Source organism: Pseudomonas sp. TH49 (assembly GCF_016650625.1).
Taxonomy (GTDB): domain Bacteria; phylum Pseudomonadota; class Gammaproteobacteria; order Pseudomonadales; family Pseudomonadaceae; genus Aquipseudomonas; species Aquipseudomonas fluorescens_H.
Window position 1 is genome coordinate 1668381 of the sequence record NZ_JAEKFL010000001.1, and the last position, 15249, is coordinate 1683629.

Sequence of the window (15249 nt, forward strand, 5' to 3'; positions counted from 1 at the left end):
GGTATGTCAGATAAATTGATCGCGACTGACACTGCGCATTCGCGAGCAAGCCCGCTCCCACATTGGAACATCAATGAGGGCGAAACTGGCTCGGCGCAACACCGCTCCAGCGCACGAACGCATGGCGGAAACTCGCGGTCTCGCTGAAACCCAGGGTCTCGGCGATGCGGTAGATCGGCAGTTGATCCTCACACAGCATCTGCTTGGCCCGCTCGAAGCGCAGTTCGTCGAGCAGTTCCTGATAGCTGCTGCCCATGTCCTTCAAATGGCGGCGCAAGGTGCGCGGCGAACATTTCATCTGCTGGGCCAGTCCCTCAAGCCCCGGTGCTGCATTGAGCTGGGCGCTGAGCAACTGGCGGATCCGCCCGAGCCACGCTTGCCGTCCGGTGAACTCGATGTTCTGTTTGCGGCAGCGTTCGGCCATGGCCTGGTGGGTGATGCTGTCGGCCAGCGGCAACGGTTGATCGAGCCAGCGCCGGTCGAAGGCGAAGGCGTTGTCCTTGGCGGCGAAATGCAGTGGACTGTTGAAGTGCTCGGCATAGCTGTCGCGATAATCCGGCGCGGCATGTTCAAAACGTGTCGCCCGCAACGGTAGCGGATGTCCGAGCAAGTCGTCGCAGATGACCTTCAACGACACCAGGCAGAATTCCGCGTTGAACACCGCCATCGACGGACTCTCGCGGTAATCGGCGGCGACGAACCAGACCTGCTCGCCATCGTCCTCCAGGCTCAGTTCGAAAAGTGTTCCCAGCAGCGCCGGATAGCGAATCGCCAGGCGCAAAGCGTCACCTAAGGTGGCACTGGTGAGCAGCGCGTAACCGAGGATGCCGTAGCAGGAAACGTGCATCCGCCGCCCCAGTTCCAGGCCAATGTCATGCTTGAGCGCGACGGCGTTGGCGCAGACCTGCATTTCCTGATTGGTGGTGATGCGCGTGTCGGCACGGGCCAGATCTGCCGTGCTGATGCCGCTGCCGGCCAGCAGCGCGTCGCTCGACAAACCTTCAGCCTTGAAGGTGTTGAGCACCAGCGAGACGGCGTTGAGCGTGGTGAGGTGGGAGTGCAGCATAAGATCTTCCAGCCTGGGGATGCTGGAAACGGCAGCAAGTTATATGCCGTACGCGGATCAAACAGTGTGAGGGCTGCTGTGGCGAGGGAGCTTGCTCCCGCTGGGGCGCGCAGCGGCCCCAAAACACTGCGACGGCTGCGCAGTCGAGCGGGAGCAAGCTCCCTCGCCACAGGGGCTCACTCCTGCAAGGTATTGCGTTGCGTCAGATCAGTTCGCCACACAGGTCGAGCTCGATCAGGCGCCGCACTTCGGCCGATTCCAGGCCTGCACCCAGCAGTGCCTGCAATTTGCCGAACGCCGCTTCGCGGGTCATGCCGCCACCGGACAACACGCCAACGCCGCGCAAACGGCTGCCGGCTTCATACACATCCAGCTCGACACCGCCTTCATGGCACTGCGTGACCGCGACCACCACTACACCGTTGTCCCGCGCGCGGCCGAGGCTGGCGAGGAATTCTGGATTGTCGCTCGGCCCGGTACCGCTGCCGTAGCACTCCAGCACCAGACCCTGGATGCCGCTGGCCAGCAGGCCATCAACCACCTCGGCGCCGATGCCGGGGAACAGTGGCAGCACAGCAACCTTGGCCAGTTGTTTCGGCTGGTTGTAGTTCAGTGCGGCCGGAATCGACGGCGCTTTCACCCCGCCGCCCTGACGCTCCAGGCGCTTGAACGGATGACGACCGAAGCTGCGCACTTTCGCGCAGCGGGTCGGCGCCAGCAGCTCGCCATGGAAGTACAGGTGCACGCCCGGCGCCAGACCCTGGCCCAGAGCAACCAGCGCGCCGCCGAGGTTTTTCCAGGCATCGCTGTCGGTGACGCCGGCCGGCAGCATCGAGCCGGTGAAACACACGCGGGCATGCAGGCCGAGCAACTGGAAACTCATCGCCGCAGCGCTGTAGGCCAGGGTGTCGGTGCCGTGCAGGATCAGCACGCTGTCGCAGCCTTGCACGTCCACCGCATCGACCACTGCTTCACGCAGTTGCTGCCAATAGGCCGGGGTCATGTTGGCGCTGTCGATCAGCGGCGCCATTTCCCGGAAGCGCCACTGCGGCACCACCAGCTCAGGCTGGCTGTGCAGGTAGTCGCGCATGCGGGCTTCGAAACCGGACGCCGGGGCCAGACCGTTGGCGCTGGCCTGCATGCCGATGGTGCCACCGGTGTAGAGCACCATGACGTGTTGGGCGGCGGGATAAGTCGAAGGGTTCATAGGATTCTCCGAAACGATGAGTTCCTGTGGGAGCGGGCTTGCTCGCGAATGCGGTGGGTCAGATACAAAAATGTCGACTGATTCACCGCATTCGCGAGCAAGCCCGCTCCCACAGGTAATGCATTGCACTGTAACTGACGGGCGCAGGGGATGCGCCCGTCATTCACCTGTCAGCGTTGCGCTGCAGGCACGCCTTGCGGCTCGGCTGCGGTCTTGCCGGCGGCTGGCGCCTCGGCCGGCCAGGCCTTCAGGTCCAGGTCCAGATCGGTAAATTTGCTGGAGTCGAACACCGGCTGCTTGATGCCGGCGCGGCGCTGCTCGTCGTAGTCGCGCATCACGCGCATGCCGACCTTGAACAGCATGGCCAGGGCCATCAGGTTGACGAAGGCCAGGCAGGTCATGGTGATGTCGGCGAAGGCGAACACGGTCGACAGATCCTGCATCGAACCCCATACCACCAGCGCCAGGACCAGACCGCGGAACACCATCAGCAAGGCGCGGTTGCGGCTGAGGAACTGCAGGCTGTTTTCGCCCAGGTAGTAGTTGTAGAGGATGCAGGTGAAGACGAACAGCGACAGCGCGACGCTGACGAAGATGCGGCCCCAGTCACCGACCACGGCGGCCAGCGAGTTCTGGGTGAGGACGATGCCGTCACCTTCGAAGCCCGGGGTGTAGAAGCCCGACAACAGGATCAGCAGCGCGGTGCAGGTGCAGATCACGAAGGTGTCGAGGAACACGCTGAAAGCCTGAACCACGCCCTGAGCGCCCGGGTGTTTCACCGAGGCCACGGCGGCGACGTTCGGCGCACTGCCCAGGCCCGCTTCGTTGGCGAACACGCCACGCTTCACGCCCATGACGATGGCGCTGCCGAGCAGGCCGCCGAAGGCCGGGTCGAGACCGAAGGCGCTCTTGAAGATGGTTTCCAGCATGGCTGGCACGTGTTCGATCTGGGTGCCGATCACGTACAGGGTCACGCCGATGTAGGCCAGGGTCTTGACCGGTACCAGCAGGTCGGACACCGCGGCGATGCGCTTGATGCCGCCGATGAAGGTGATGGCCAGCAGCACCGCCAGGACGATCCCGGTGTGGCGTGGGTCGAAGGCAAAGGCGTTCTGCAGCGAGTGGGTCACGGTGTAGGACTGCAGGCCGATGAAGGCGAAGCCGTAGGTGACCAGCAGCAGGATCGAGAACACCACCGCCATGCCTTTGAGTTTCAGGCCGTGCTGGATGTAGTAGGCCGGGCCGCCACGGTACAGACCGTCGCCATCGGCGCGCTTGTAGACCTGAGCCAGGGTGCATTCGAAGAAGCTGCTGGACATGCCGACCAGTGCGGTCACCCACATCCAGAACACCGCACCTGGCCCGCCGAGGGTTACGGCGATGCCGACACCGGCGATGTTGCCTGCACCGACACGGCCGGCAAGGCTGAGCATCAGGGCCTGGAACGAGCTGAGTTGCCCGCCGCTGCTTTTGAGGCTGTCGCGGAACACCGCGAACATGTGGAAGAAGTGCCGCAATTGAACGAAACGCGAGCGAATCGTGAAGTAGCTACCGAGCCCGACAATGAGCACGATCAGTACTTTCCCTGAGAGGAAGTCGTTGATGACTTCGAGCATGGATTTTTCCTCGCTGTTTTTTGTGTAAGCAAATACTGGACGGTGGAAACATCGTGTTACACCGGTGTGCACGCGGCACGACAGGTGAGGCGATGGTTTCGTCCCGGATCCATTTCGCGGGTTTGTTATTAGTTCGGGTTTCGCATGGGTTATGGCCTCGTTACCGACGACCGCTCACGCGAAGAGGGGCGGCACTATACCGATCAGTGCGGCGCCCGTCTGCACGCTCGTGGTGCAAGCGACGAAACGAAGCTTTGAAACACCCGGCGTTACCGGCGCCGGGCTTGTGCGGGAATTGCTCTTTTGTGGGAGCGGGCTTGCTCGCGAATGCGGTGTGTCAGGTTCATTCTGGTCGACTGACACGACGCCTTCGCGAGCAAGCCCGCTCCCACATGAAGCAGTCCCCAGACATACGGGTCTCAGGGTCAGAAAGTTAAAAAAAAGGGCTTGGGGACAAATCCCCAAGCCCTCAAAAGGTGAGAGGTGTCTAGTCCCTCGACCTGGTGAGCGGTGCTACAAATAACGCGTCGGCTTAGGCTTTGAGCGGAACCAGACGCGGGGCAATCATGTTTTCCGGGCGCAGGATGTCGGCGAGCATCGCTTCGTCGAGCAGGCCTTCTTCGCGCACCAGTTCCAGCACGCCGCGGCCGCTTTCAAGGGCGATACGGGCGATGCGGGTGGCGTTTTTGTAGCCGATGTACGGGTTCAGCGCGGTGACCAGACCGATCGAGTGCTCGACCAGTTCGCGGCAGCGCGCTTCGTTGGCGGTGATGCCGACGATGCAGTGCTCGCGCAGCATGTCCATGGCGCGTTGCAGCAGGCGGATCGAGTCGAGGATCTTGAACGCGATCAGCGGCTCCATCACGTTCAGTTGCAGTTGGCCGCCTTCGGCTGCCATGGTCAGCGCCAGATCGTTACCGATGACCTGGAAGGCCACCTGGTTAACGGCTTCCGGAATCACCGGGTTGACCTTGCCGGGCATGATCGAGCTGCCTGGCTGACGCGCTGGCAGGTTGATTTCGTTGATGCCGGTACGTGGGCCGCTGGACAGCAGGCGCAGGTCATTGCAGATCTTCGACAGCTTGACCGCGGTGCGCTTGAGCATGCCGGAGAACAGCACGAAGGCGCCCATGTCGGAGGTGGCTTCGATCAGGTCGGCGGCGGGCACCAGCGGCTGACCGCTGATCAGTGCCAGGCGTTGTACGGCCAGAGCCTGATAACGCGGGTCGGCATTGATGCCGGTGCCGATCGCGGTGCCGCCCAGGTTCACTTCAGTCAGCAGTTCCGGGGCCAGCGTCTTCAGACGGGCCAGGTCTTCGCCCATGGTGGTGGCGAAAGCACGGAACTCTTGACCCAAAGTCATCGGCACGGCGTCTTGCAGCTGGGTACGACCCATCTTCAGGACGTGGTTGAATTCTTCACCCTTGGCCGCGAATGCCTGAATCAGGCTGTCGAGGCTGGCCAGCAGCGCGTCGTGACCCAGCAGCAGACCCAGGCGGATCGCGGTCGGGTAGGCGTCGTTGGTCGACTGCGCCATGTTGACGTCGTCGTTCGGGTGCAGGTACTGGTACTCGCCTTTCTGATGACCCATTGCTTCGAGCGCAATGTTGGCGATCACTTCGTTGGCGTTCATGTTGGTGGAGGTACCGGCGCCACCTTGAATCATGTCGACCACGAACTCTTCGTGGAAATCACCGCGGATCAATCGAGCACAGGCTTCGCTGATGGCAGCGTGCTTGGCTTCGCTCAGATGACCCAACTCACGGTTGGCGTCAGCGGCGGCCTGTTTGACCATCGCCAGACCGACAACCAGTTTCGGGTAATGCGAAATCGGAACGCCGGAGAGACGGAAGTTGTTCACCGCTCGCAGGGTCTGGATGCCGTAATACGCTTGAGCCGGTACTTCGAGGGCGCCAAGCAGGTCGTTTTCTGTGCGGAATGATGCAGCGGAGGACATGATAGAAATCATCTCGATATGGACCCGGTCTATGCCGGAACGCTGCGAATGCTAGGCTTCTGGGATTTTTTGGGCCAATGCTGTTAAACACTGCCCTATGCACATTCGGCATAATGCCCGTGTGACGCCGCGTGCGCGGCAGACGTGTGACCTGTTTTGGTGCGTGTCCGGGAGGACGTGATGAATCTGGAAAGCAAATGGCTCGAGGACTTCAGTGCCCTGGCCGCCACCCGCAGCTTCTCGCAGGCGGCCGAACGGCGCTTCGTGACCCAGCCGGCCTTCAGTCGGCGAATCCGCAGCCTCGAGGCCGCACTGGGGCTGACGCTGGTCAACCGCTCGCGCACGCCGATCGAGCTGACGGCGGCCGGGCAACTGTTTCTGGTGACTGCGCGCACCGTGGTCGAACAGCTCGGCGAAGTGCTGCGTCATCTGCATCATCTGGAAGGCGGGCAGGGCGAGGTGATTCAGGTCGCGGCGGCGCACTCGCTGGCGCTGGGCTTCTTCCCGCGCTGGATCGCGCAACTGCGCAACGAAGGCTTGAACATCGCCACGCGGCTGGTGGCGACCAACGTTGGCGACGCGGTGCACGCGCTGCGCGAGGGTGGCTGCGACCTGATGCTGGCGTTCTACGACCCGGACGCGGCAATGCAGATGGACCCGGAAATCTTCCCGTCGCTGCACCTGGGCCAGACCGAAATGCTGCCGGTGTGTGCAGCGGACGCCGATGGCAAACCGCTGTTCGATCTGGAAGGCGAAGCCAGTGTGCCGCTGCTGGCCTATAGCGCCGGGGCGTTTCTCGGGCGTTCGGTGAATGGTCTGCTGCGCCAGCGTCAGTTGCGCTTTACCACCATTTACGAAACCGCCATGGCCGACAGCCTCAAGAGCATGGCGCTGGAAGGCCTCGGCATTGCCTGGGTGCCGCAATTGAGCGTGCGCGCCGAACTTGGCCGAGGTGAACTCGTTGTTTGCGGCGGCCCGCAATGGCATGTGCCGCTGGAGATTCGTCTGTATCGCTGCGCACTGGTGCGCAAGGCCAACGTGCGCTTGTTGTGGCGCAAGCTTGAGGGCGGGGCAGCCGGCCCGGCGACTTGAGGGGCCCAGGCGTGAAAGTCCCAATGGGCTTTCACGCTGTTGTTCATGACTTAAAGCGTTTCAAGCATTTTCTTCGAGATACTTGCGGATTCTTTCCCGGTTTTTATCACTGAAGCGTTTGGCATTGCCTCTGAGAGAGGATTCAAGCGATCCGGAGGCCATGATGGTTTCATCCCACCAACCGTTGTAATAAACCTCGAAGTCTTCATGGCGTGCGCCGAACATATGCCCCACTTCATGCGCGGGCGTCTGGTCACCGTTAATGGATGCAATGGCAACAAAGCCCGTTTGACTTGCAATCCCTGCCACCGTGCTGCTGAGATTGTCGCGTGTCAGCAGAAGATACTTGCGCGTGTGGTTGGTATAAGTGTCGGCGGGCTGGGTCTGTTTATGCTGTTCGACTTTTTTAGACCAGGAAAGAAGTGTCTGTTCCGGGCTGTCAATCTTGTAGCTCAGGTCTGTGAGGGCCGGTGCGTCTGAGGGTGACTTGAAAAGGATTGCGAGCGGCCGTCCGGAAAGTGTTTCGAATTCCTTGGCCAACCATTTGAATTGTTTTTCGTAAATATCATCAGCGTCATGATCTGCCAGATCCTTATGAACAAACACTAATAACAGCAATGGGTGTGGCATTTAAATGCTCCAATGGTTTCTGGGTTCGGTGGTGGGTGCCGAAAATATTGATAATTGAATAAGGGCGAAATATTTATTAAGTTGAAGTTCGCAAGTTGCCGGAACTTCACGCTGTTTATATAACATTGGTAGCGTGTGACGCGGCTGGTTAGTGTTTTAGCGTTTATTTCCTGATGCGCTTTACTTGGCGTTTATCGGGTGCAGTTCAGGGGCGATGTTCTTGATTCTCGAGTCAATAAAACCGCTGTATTGCCTCGGCTGACAGATGGTCGAATCGGGGGCTGTTTATTGCTTTCTTTGCGGTATACTGCGCGGCCTTCGGCCGGCACGTCCGGCCATTTTTCGTACAATCAAGCCACGCAATCCTGCGTGGCTTGTTGTTTTTGACGCGCCTGCGGGCGCCCAGAGAGAAGAGGCGCGACGATGAGTGCACTGGTTGGCGTGATCATGGGCTCCAAGTCCGATTGGTCCACCCTTAGCCACACCGCCGATATGCTGGAAAAGCTCGGCATCCCGTACGAGGTCAAGGTGGTTTCTGCCCACCGCACCCCGGATCTGCTGTTCCAGTACGCCGAAGAGGCTGAGGGCCGCGGCATCGAGGTGATCATCGCCGGTGCCGGTGGCGCAGCCCACCTGCCAGGCATGTGTGCGGCCAAGACCCACCTGCCGGTGCTGGGCGTTCCGGTGCAGTCGTCGATGCTCTCGGGCGTCGATTCGCTGCTGTCGATCGTGCAGATGCCGGCGGGCATCCCGGTTGCCACCCTGGCCATCGGCAAGGCCGGCGCGATCAACGCTGCGCTGCTCTCGGCGAGCATTCTCGGCGCCAAGCATCCACAGTTCCACGCGGTACTGAAAACCTTCCGTGCCGAGCAGACAGACAGCGTCCTGGACAATCCAGACCCACGTATTGCCTGAGGTTGTTGAGATGAAGATCGGTGTAATCGGTGGCGGCCAGTTGGGCCGCATGTTGGCGCTGGCGGGTACTCCGCTGGGCATGAACTTCGCTTTCCTCGACCCTGCGCCGGACGCTTGCGCTGCGGCACTGGGCGAACACCTGCGGGCCGATTACGGCGATCAGGATCACCTGCGCCAGTTGGCCGATGAAGTCGATCTGGTGACCTTCGAGTTCGAAAGCGTCCCGGCCGAAACCGTGGCGTTCCTCTCGCAATTCGTGCCGGTGTACCCGAGTGCCGAAGCCCTGCGCATCGCTCGCGACCGCTGGTTCGAGAAGAGCATGTTCAAGGACCTGGGCATCCCGACCCCGGCCTTCGCCGACATTCAGTCGCAAGCCGACTTGGATGCCGCCGTGGCTGCCATCGGTCTGCCGGCCGTGCTGAAAACCCGCACCCTGGGTTACGACGGCAAGGGCCAGAAAGTCCTGCGCAAGCCGGAAGACGTGGTCGGTACGTTCGCTGAACTGGGCAGCGTTGCCTGCCTGCTGGAAGGCTTCGTGCCGTTCACCGGCGAAGTCTCGCTGATCGCCGTGCGTGCCCGCGACGGTGAAACCAGGTTCTATCCGCTGGTACACAACACCCACGACAGCGGCATCCTCAAGCTGTCGGTGGCCAGCACCGATCACCCGCTACAGGCGCTGGCTGAAGACTATTCCAGCCGCGTGCTCAAGCACCTGGATTACGTCGGCGTGATGGCGTTCGAGTTCTTTGAAGTCGACGGTGGCCTGAAGGCCAACGAAATCGCCCCGCGCGTGCACAACTCCGGGCACTGGACCACCGAAGGCGCCGAGTGCAGCCAGTTCGAAAACCACCTGCGTGCCGTTGCCGGCCTGCCGCTGGGTTCGACGGCCAAGGTCGGCGAGAGCGCGATGCTCAACTTCATCGGCGTGGTTCCGCCGGTGGAGAAGGTCATCGCCATCGAAGATTGCCATCTGCACCACTACGGCAAAGCCTTCAAGGCCGGGCGCAAGGTCGGTCACGCCAACCTGCGCTGCGCCGACATGGCCACGCTGCAGGCGCAGATCGTCAAGGTCGAAGCGCTGATCGCCGAGTAAAAGCAGTTTCATCTGGCGGCGGCGGAACCATTGCGGGGCCGCCGTTCTCTGATGGCAGGATGCGAAAGTCTGACTAGGCTTTCGCATATCTACTATTCAGAGGGAAATGCCATGGGAATTATCGGAACCATCTTTATCGGCTTGATCGTCGGCCTGCTGGCACGCTTTCTCAAACCGGGCGATGACAGCATGGGCTGGATCATGACCATCCTGCTCGGTATCGGCGGTTCGCTGGCAGCCACCTACGGCGGCCAGGCCCTGGGCATCTATCAGGCAGGTCAGGGCGCAGGCTTCATTGGCGCACTGGTCGGCGCGATCATCCTGCTGGTGATCTACGGCCTGATCAAAAAGAACTGATCCAAAGCGACAAAGCCCTCTCTGCCAAACCGGTGGGGAGGGCTAGAATGCGCGGCGACTGTTCGTCCCTTCTTTTTTACCGAGCTCCTCCATGCGCCGCATTTTGTTGACTCTCCTTTTTCTGGGCAGCGGTTTGGCCCACGCCGGCGAACTGCCGGAAACCGACTGGCTGGAATTGATGCCCAAGTCGGACCAGAAAGCCCTCGAGGCCATGCCTGAAATCGATCACAACTCCCCGGAAGCCACCGGCACTTTCACCCAAAAGGGTGGCATGAAGCAGGCCAAGGGTTTGCCGGCGGTGATGTATTCGACCAAGACCGTGGCGGCGATGAACGACAAGCACATTCGTATCGGTGGTTATCCGGTGCCGCTGGAGTCCGATGCCAAGGGCCGCAGCACGGTGTTCTTCCTCGTGCCGTACCCGGGCGCTTGCATCCACGTGCCGCCACCGCCGCCGAACCAACTGGTGCTGGTGCGTTATCCCAAAGGCTTGAAGCTGGATGACATCTACACGCCGTTGTGGGTGACCGGTACGCTGAAGATCGAGAAGGTCAACAACGATCTGGCGGACGCGGCGTATGCGCTGGATGCGGACAAGGTGCGGGTGGTGCAGGAGTCCGATCTCTAAACACCTGTCGCAGAACCCAATGTGGGAGCGGGCTTGCTCGCGAATGCGGTGTATCAGAGAGATTAATGTATCTGACACACTGCATTCGCGAGCAAGCCCGCTCCCACAGTTTGTTTCGCACCAGGGTTTAAAGCGGTTTGCTGCCGACGCTGACACCCATCGTATGGCTCACACCCGAGCCCAGCGTGACCACGTCATCCATCACATTCGCCGTCTCGATGCACAGCATGCGCTGCCAGCCATCGTTGTCCATGTCGCTGAACGCCGCTGCGCGGTCGATCCATGGGTTCCAGATCACCGCCGTGCGTGAGCCAGTGGCGGTCAGCACGATGCGCCGTTTCCAGGTCGGATCGACGATGCTCAGTTGCGGCGGAGCGTCGAGGTAGATGCGGTCGGTTTCCCCGGCGAAGCGTAGTTCGCCCTGCTGTTTGTGGGTATTCCAGTTGTCCAGAGTCTCGATGTAGTCCAGGCCGTCCACACCGTCGACGTGCACGTTGCGCACATCGCTGACCGCGAAGTAACTGTGCAGCGCCTGGCTGATGCTGACGCTTTCGGCGCCCCGGTTGTGGCTGGTCAGGCTGATGTGCAACTGATCATTCAGGTGCAGGGTCAGGGTCAGATCGACCTGGTGCGGCCAACCCGGGAAGCCACCTTCGGGATACGGCAGCTTGAACTCGACCTTGATGCCATCGTCCTCGGCTTCGATGCCGCCCAGTTGCCAATCCATCGCCCGGACGAAACCGTGGGACGCTGCCGGTTCTTCGCTGACGCGCATTGCTTGCACGCTTTGCGGGTTGCGATCAAACACACCAAACCATGGCCAGCACACCGGCACACCGGCGCGGATGCTCTTGCCGGTCTTGAACAGCGCCTTGTCGTTGAGCCAGATGATCGGCGGCTGACCGTCAACCTGATAACTGAGGATGTGCGCGCCTTGCTGGGCCACCAGCACTTCGGCCTGACCGTGGCGGATGCGCCAGCAGTTCAGTTCATCCAGTTTCACGGCTTCAACGTTGGGCGTGTTCATGGGACAGCTCTCGATCAGACACTTGGGACGACTATCGACCGCAAAACCGCGGCGAGGTTTAACGCGCGCGTGGCGGTACCGAACGGGTACGACCGCTGCCGTCGATGGCGACGAAGACGAACACCGCTTCGGTCACTTTACGCCACTCGCTGGACAGCGGATCGTCGCTCCACACCTCGACCATCATCTGGATCGAGCTGCGGCCGATTTCCAGGGTCTGGGTGTAAAAGGACAATTGCGCGCCCACCGCCACCGGCACCAGGAACGCCATGCGGTCGATGGCCACGGTCGCCACACGGCCACCGGCAACCCGGCTGGCCATCGCAGTGCCGGCCAGATCCATCTGCGCCACCAGCCAGCCGCCGAAAATATCGCCAAAGCCGTTGGTTTCGCGGGGGAGTGCGGTAATTTGCAGGGCCAGGTCGCCTTGCGGGATCGGATCTTCTTGTTCGAGCTCTATCATGCCGGGGGTGCCTCTGACCCGTGACTCTTCTTTGGTATTGCTGGTGGTAGCCGTCTTCGGGAAAAACGATTCAGCACCGAACATACTGCGTTCGTCACGTTTTCCATAAGGCAACTAAAGGGGAAACTCTGCGAAACCGGCTGATCCCGTTCAAAGGCCGGGCCAACGACGTTTTCGCACAGCAACCCCCTACAAACCGGAGCAAGGTTGCGAGTATATCGGTCGGTAGACTCCGCGACGACCATCGGGTTCTGATTTTGACCGTCAAATACGCGCCTCTATGTGCTTTTTCGAACAATTTGCTATGGTGCCGAACCTGCCGAAGCCACAGCCAGCGTTGTTGTGGCGGCGGATCCGACTATAAGAGAAGCCCTTGCCATGACCACAGCGCCTTCGAGCCTCGCGCAGCCCGAGCAACCTGCACGCCCCCTGACCCGCAATGATTACAAGACTCTGTCGCTATCGGCCCTGGGCGGTGCGCTGGAGTTTTACGACTTCATCATCTTCGTATTCTTCGCCACCGTGGTCGGCAAGCTGTTTTTCCCGGCCGACATGCCCGAGTGGCTGCGCCTGATGCAGACCTTCGGCATTTTCGCCGCCGGCTACCTGGCGCGGCCGCTGGGCGGCATCGTCATGGCGCACTTCGGCGACCTGCTGGGACGCAAGAAGATGTTCACCCTGAGCATTTTCATGATGGCCGTGCCGACCCTGATCATGGGCCTGCTGCCAACCTATGCGCAGATCGGTATGTGGGCGCCGATCCTGTTGTTGCTGATGCGAGTGATCCAGGGCGCGGCGATTGGTGGTGAGGTGCCGGGTGCGTGGGTCTTCGTTTCCGAACACGTGCCGCAAAAGCACATCGGCTACGCCTGCGGCACCCTGACCAGCGGCCTGACGGCGGGTATCCTGCTCGGCTCGCTGGTCGCTACGGCAATCAACAGCATTTATACGCCGGGGGAAGTCGCGGATTACGCCTGGCGCATCCCGTTCCTGCTCGGTGGTGTGTTCGGTCTGTTCTCGGTGTATCTGCGTCGCTGGCTGCACGAGACCCCGGTGTTCGCCGAGCTGCAACTGCGCAAGGCGCTGGCCGAAGAAGTGCCGCTGCGCGCGGTGTTGCGTGACCATCGCGGGGCGATTGCGATCTCGATGCTGCTGACCTGGCTGCTGTCCGCCGGGATCGTCGTGGTGATCCTGATGACCCCGACCGTGCTGCAGACGGTCTATCACTTCTCGCCGACGATTGCGTTGCAATCGAATAGCCTGGCGATCGTGTTCCTCAGCGTCGGCTGCATCATCTCCGGTGCCCTGGCGGATCGTCTCGGCGCCGGCCGGGTGTTTGTCTTCGGTTCGCTGGGCTTGCTGATCAGTTCCTGGACCTTCTATCACAGCCTCGCCGATCACCCGAACTGGCTGTTCCCGCTGTATGCGCTGACCGGTCTGCTGGTCGGCACCATCGGTGCGGTGCCATACGTGATGGTCAAGGCGTTCCCGCCGGTAGTGCGCTTCAGTGGGCTGTCGTTCTCGTACAACGTGGCGTACGCGATCTTCGGTGGCCTGACGCCAATGGTAGTCAGCCTGCTGCTTAAAGAAAGTGCGATGGGCCCGGCTTACTATGTGGCCGTCCTTTGCACGATGGGGATTCTGGTGGGGGCGTGGCTCTGGAAGAAGGGGCGCTGAAAATCTTTACCTGTGGGAGCGGGCTTGCTCGCGAATGCGTTGTGTCAGTCTGCATATGAATAGGCTGACACGGCCTCTTCGCGAGCAAGCCCGCTCCCACATTGGTTCTGTGTTGTTCTTTGAGATCTTCGAATCATCTTGCAAAACCCCGATACTGGCCTTTCATCCAATTGTCATATTTCAGCCATAGAGTGTTCACACGGCCTGCTGATACTTGGCCCCGACTTAACACCCCCTATCTGCTAGGAGTAAGGCATGAAACTGAAGCGTTTGATGGCGGCAATGACTTTTGTCGCTGCTGGCGTTGCGACTGCCCACGCGGTAGCCGCTGGCGTTGACCCGTCAATTCCGGCTTACACCAAAGTCACCGGTGTCTCGGGCAACCTGTCCAGCGTTGGTTCCGACACTCTGGCCAACCTCATGACCCTGTGGGCTGAGAACTACAAGAAAGAATACCCGAACGTAAACATCCAGATTCAGGCCGCTGGCTCCGCCACCGCGCCACCTGCGCTGACTGAAGGCACCTCCAACCTGGGCCCGATGAGCCGCAAGATGAAGGACACCGAACTGGCGGCCTTCGAGCAGAAATACGGCTACAAGCCAACCGCAATCCCGGTTGCCGTGGACGCCCTGGCGGTGTTCGTGCACAAGGACAACCCGATCCAGCACCTGACCATGGAACAGGTTGACGCGATCTTCTCGTCCACCCGTCTGTGCGGCGCCAAAGCCGACGTGAAAACCTGGGGCGACCTCGGCGTAACAGGCGACCTGGCCAACAAGCCGGTGCAACTGTTCGGTCGTAACTCGGTATCCGGCACCTACGGCTACTTCAAGGAAGAAGCCCTGTGCAAAGGCGACTACAAGCCTAACGTCAACGAACAGCCAGGTTCGGCGTCGGTCGTGCAGTCGATCAGCTCCTCGCTGAACGGCATCGGTTACTCGGGCATCGGCTACAAGACCGCCAGCGTGAAAACCGTTGCTCTGTCGAAGAAAGGCAGCACTGACTTCATCGAAGACACCGAAGAAAACGCCCTGAACGGCAAGTACCCGCTGTCGCGCTTCCTCTACGTTTACGTGAACAAGGCCCCGAACAAGCCTCTGGCCCCGCTGGAAGCCGAGTTCGTGAAACTGGTTCTGTCCAAACAGGGGCAGGAAGTCGTAGTGAAAGACGGCTACATCCCACTGCCGGCCAAGGTTGCTGCAAAAGCACTGGCTGACCTGGGTCTGCAGGAAGGCGGCGCTGAAGTCGCAAAGAAGTAACAAATTGAGTCAGGGGTGAACCCCGCCTGACTCAAGTGTGGGGCCCGGCCCGCAAGCGGCCGGCTCCCACACCCTCCGAATTTTTCTATCCACTGCCAGTACCCCGCTGGCGGCGGATTTGGTGCGTCACTGCATTGTCATCTTTCTGTCATACAGGATCGCTAGGGTGTGCGCATGAATGATCTGGCCAATTCCCCAATGACTACGACTTCCCCTCCCAAGCGCATTGATTTCAATACGCCTGAGCTGCAACGCAAGCGC

At 60.8% G+C, this 15249-nt stretch carries 14 protein-coding genes; 7 read left to right on the forward strand and 7 right to left on the reverse strand.

From position 1 onward, the window contains the following. Positions 1 to 70 precede the first annotated feature (70 nt). The 4 genes from JFU48_RS07515 to aspA form a co-directional block, all read right to left on the reverse strand. Positions 71 to 1066, reverse strand: coding sequence for an AraC family transcriptional regulator (locus JFU48_RS07515; protein WP_201136217.1), 996 nt, complete (start codon positions 1064 to 1066; stop codon positions 71 to 73). A gap of 202 nt (positions 1067 to 1268) precedes the next feature. Continuing rightward, positions 1269 to 2273, reverse strand: a complete 1005-nt coding sequence (locus JFU48_RS07520; protein WP_201136218.1) for an asparaginase — start codon at positions 2271 to 2273, stop codon at positions 1269 to 1271. Positions 2274 to 2443: 170 nt separating this feature from the next. Further along, the gene (locus JFU48_RS07525) at positions 2444 to 3889 is read right to left on the reverse strand and encodes an alanine/glycine:cation symporter family protein (RefSeq protein ID WP_003229647.1); all 1446 of its coding nucleotides are present in this window, start codon (positions 3887 to 3889) and stop codon (positions 2444 to 2446) included. A 532-nt stretch (positions 3890 to 4421) separates the two neighbouring features. Next, on the reverse strand, positions 4422 to 5846 hold the full coding sequence (gene aspA, locus JFU48_RS07530; RefSeq protein ID WP_003229645.1) for an aspartate ammonia-lyase: 1425 nt from the start codon (positions 5844 to 5846) through the stop codon (positions 4422 to 4424). Between the two features lie 180 nt (positions 5847 to 6026). Here aspA and JFU48_RS07535 point away from each other — a divergent pair, with 180 nt between their 5' ends. Further along, positions 6027 to 6938: a LysR substrate-binding domain-containing protein gene (locus JFU48_RS07535; protein WP_201136219.1), complete on the forward strand. Its 912-nt coding sequence runs from the start codon at positions 6027 to 6029 to the stop codon at positions 6936 to 6938. A gap of 60 nt (positions 6939 to 6998) precedes the next feature. Here JFU48_RS07535 and JFU48_RS07540 read toward each other — a convergent pair whose 3' ends face one another. Continuing rightward, a complete protein-coding gene (locus tag JFU48_RS07540; RefSeq protein WP_003229643.1) occupies positions 6999 to 7568 on the reverse strand; it encodes a hypothetical protein in 570 nt (189 codons plus the stop codon). A gap of 423 nt (positions 7569 to 7991) precedes the next feature. Between JFU48_RS07540 and purE the strand changes: the two genes are divergently transcribed. The 4 genes from purE to JFU48_RS07560 all read left to right on the forward strand — a co-directional run bounded on the left by purE (position 7992) and on the right by JFU48_RS07560 (position 10561). Further along, on the forward strand, positions 7992 to 8483 hold the full coding sequence (gene purE, locus JFU48_RS07545; RefSeq protein WP_003229641.1) for a 5-(carboxyamino)imidazole ribonucleotide mutase: 492 nt from the start codon (positions 7992 to 7994) through the stop codon (positions 8481 to 8483). 10 nt (positions 8484 to 8493) lie between these two features. Beyond that, positions 8494 to 9576 carry a 5-(carboxyamino)imidazole ribonucleotide synthase gene (locus JFU48_RS07550; RefSeq protein ID WP_003229637.1) on the forward strand — a complete coding sequence of 361 codons (1083 nt, stop codon included), beginning with the start codon at positions 8494 to 8496 and terminating at the stop codon, positions 9574 to 9576. Positions 9577 to 9687: 111 nt separating this feature from the next. Next, the gene (locus JFU48_RS07555) at positions 9688 to 9933 is read left to right on the forward strand and encodes a GlsB/YeaQ/YmgE family stress response membrane protein (RefSeq protein WP_085696742.1); all 246 of its coding nucleotides are present in this window, start codon (positions 9688 to 9690) and stop codon (positions 9931 to 9933) included. Between the two features lie 91 nt (positions 9934 to 10024). Continuing rightward, on the forward strand, positions 10025 to 10561 hold the full coding sequence (locus JFU48_RS07560) for a DUF3299 domain-containing protein (protein ID WP_103484631.1): 537 nt from the start codon (positions 10025 to 10027) through the stop codon (positions 10559 to 10561). Between the two features lie 127 nt (positions 10562 to 10688). Here JFU48_RS07560 and JFU48_RS07565 read toward each other — a convergent pair whose 3' ends face one another. Together JFU48_RS07565 and JFU48_RS07570 are read right to left on the reverse strand one after the other, a co-directional pair. Further along, positions 10689 to 11588 carry a D-hexose-6-phosphate mutarotase gene (locus tag JFU48_RS07565; RefSeq protein ID WP_003229630.1) on the reverse strand — a complete coding sequence of 300 codons (900 nt, stop codon included), beginning with the start codon at positions 11586 to 11588 and terminating at the stop codon, positions 10689 to 10691. 58 nt (positions 11589 to 11646) lie between these two features. Beyond that, the gene (locus JFU48_RS07570; RefSeq protein WP_003229628.1) at positions 11647 to 12051 is read right to left on the reverse strand and encodes an acyl-CoA thioesterase; all 405 of its coding nucleotides are present in this window, start codon (positions 12049 to 12051) and stop codon (positions 11647 to 11649) included. A 378-nt stretch (positions 12052 to 12429) separates the two neighbouring features. Here JFU48_RS07570 and JFU48_RS07575 point away from each other — a divergent pair, with 378 nt between their 5' ends. After that, entirely contained in the window at positions 12430 to 13728 is a 1299-nt protein-coding gene (locus JFU48_RS07575; protein ID WP_103484629.1) for an MFS transporter, read from the forward strand. A 255-nt stretch (positions 13729 to 13983) separates the two neighbouring features. After that, entirely contained in the window at positions 13984 to 14988 is a 1005-nt protein-coding gene (locus JFU48_RS07580) for a phosphate ABC transporter substrate-binding protein PstS (protein ID WP_003229623.1), read from the forward strand. Positions 14989 to 15249 lie beyond the last annotated feature (261 nt).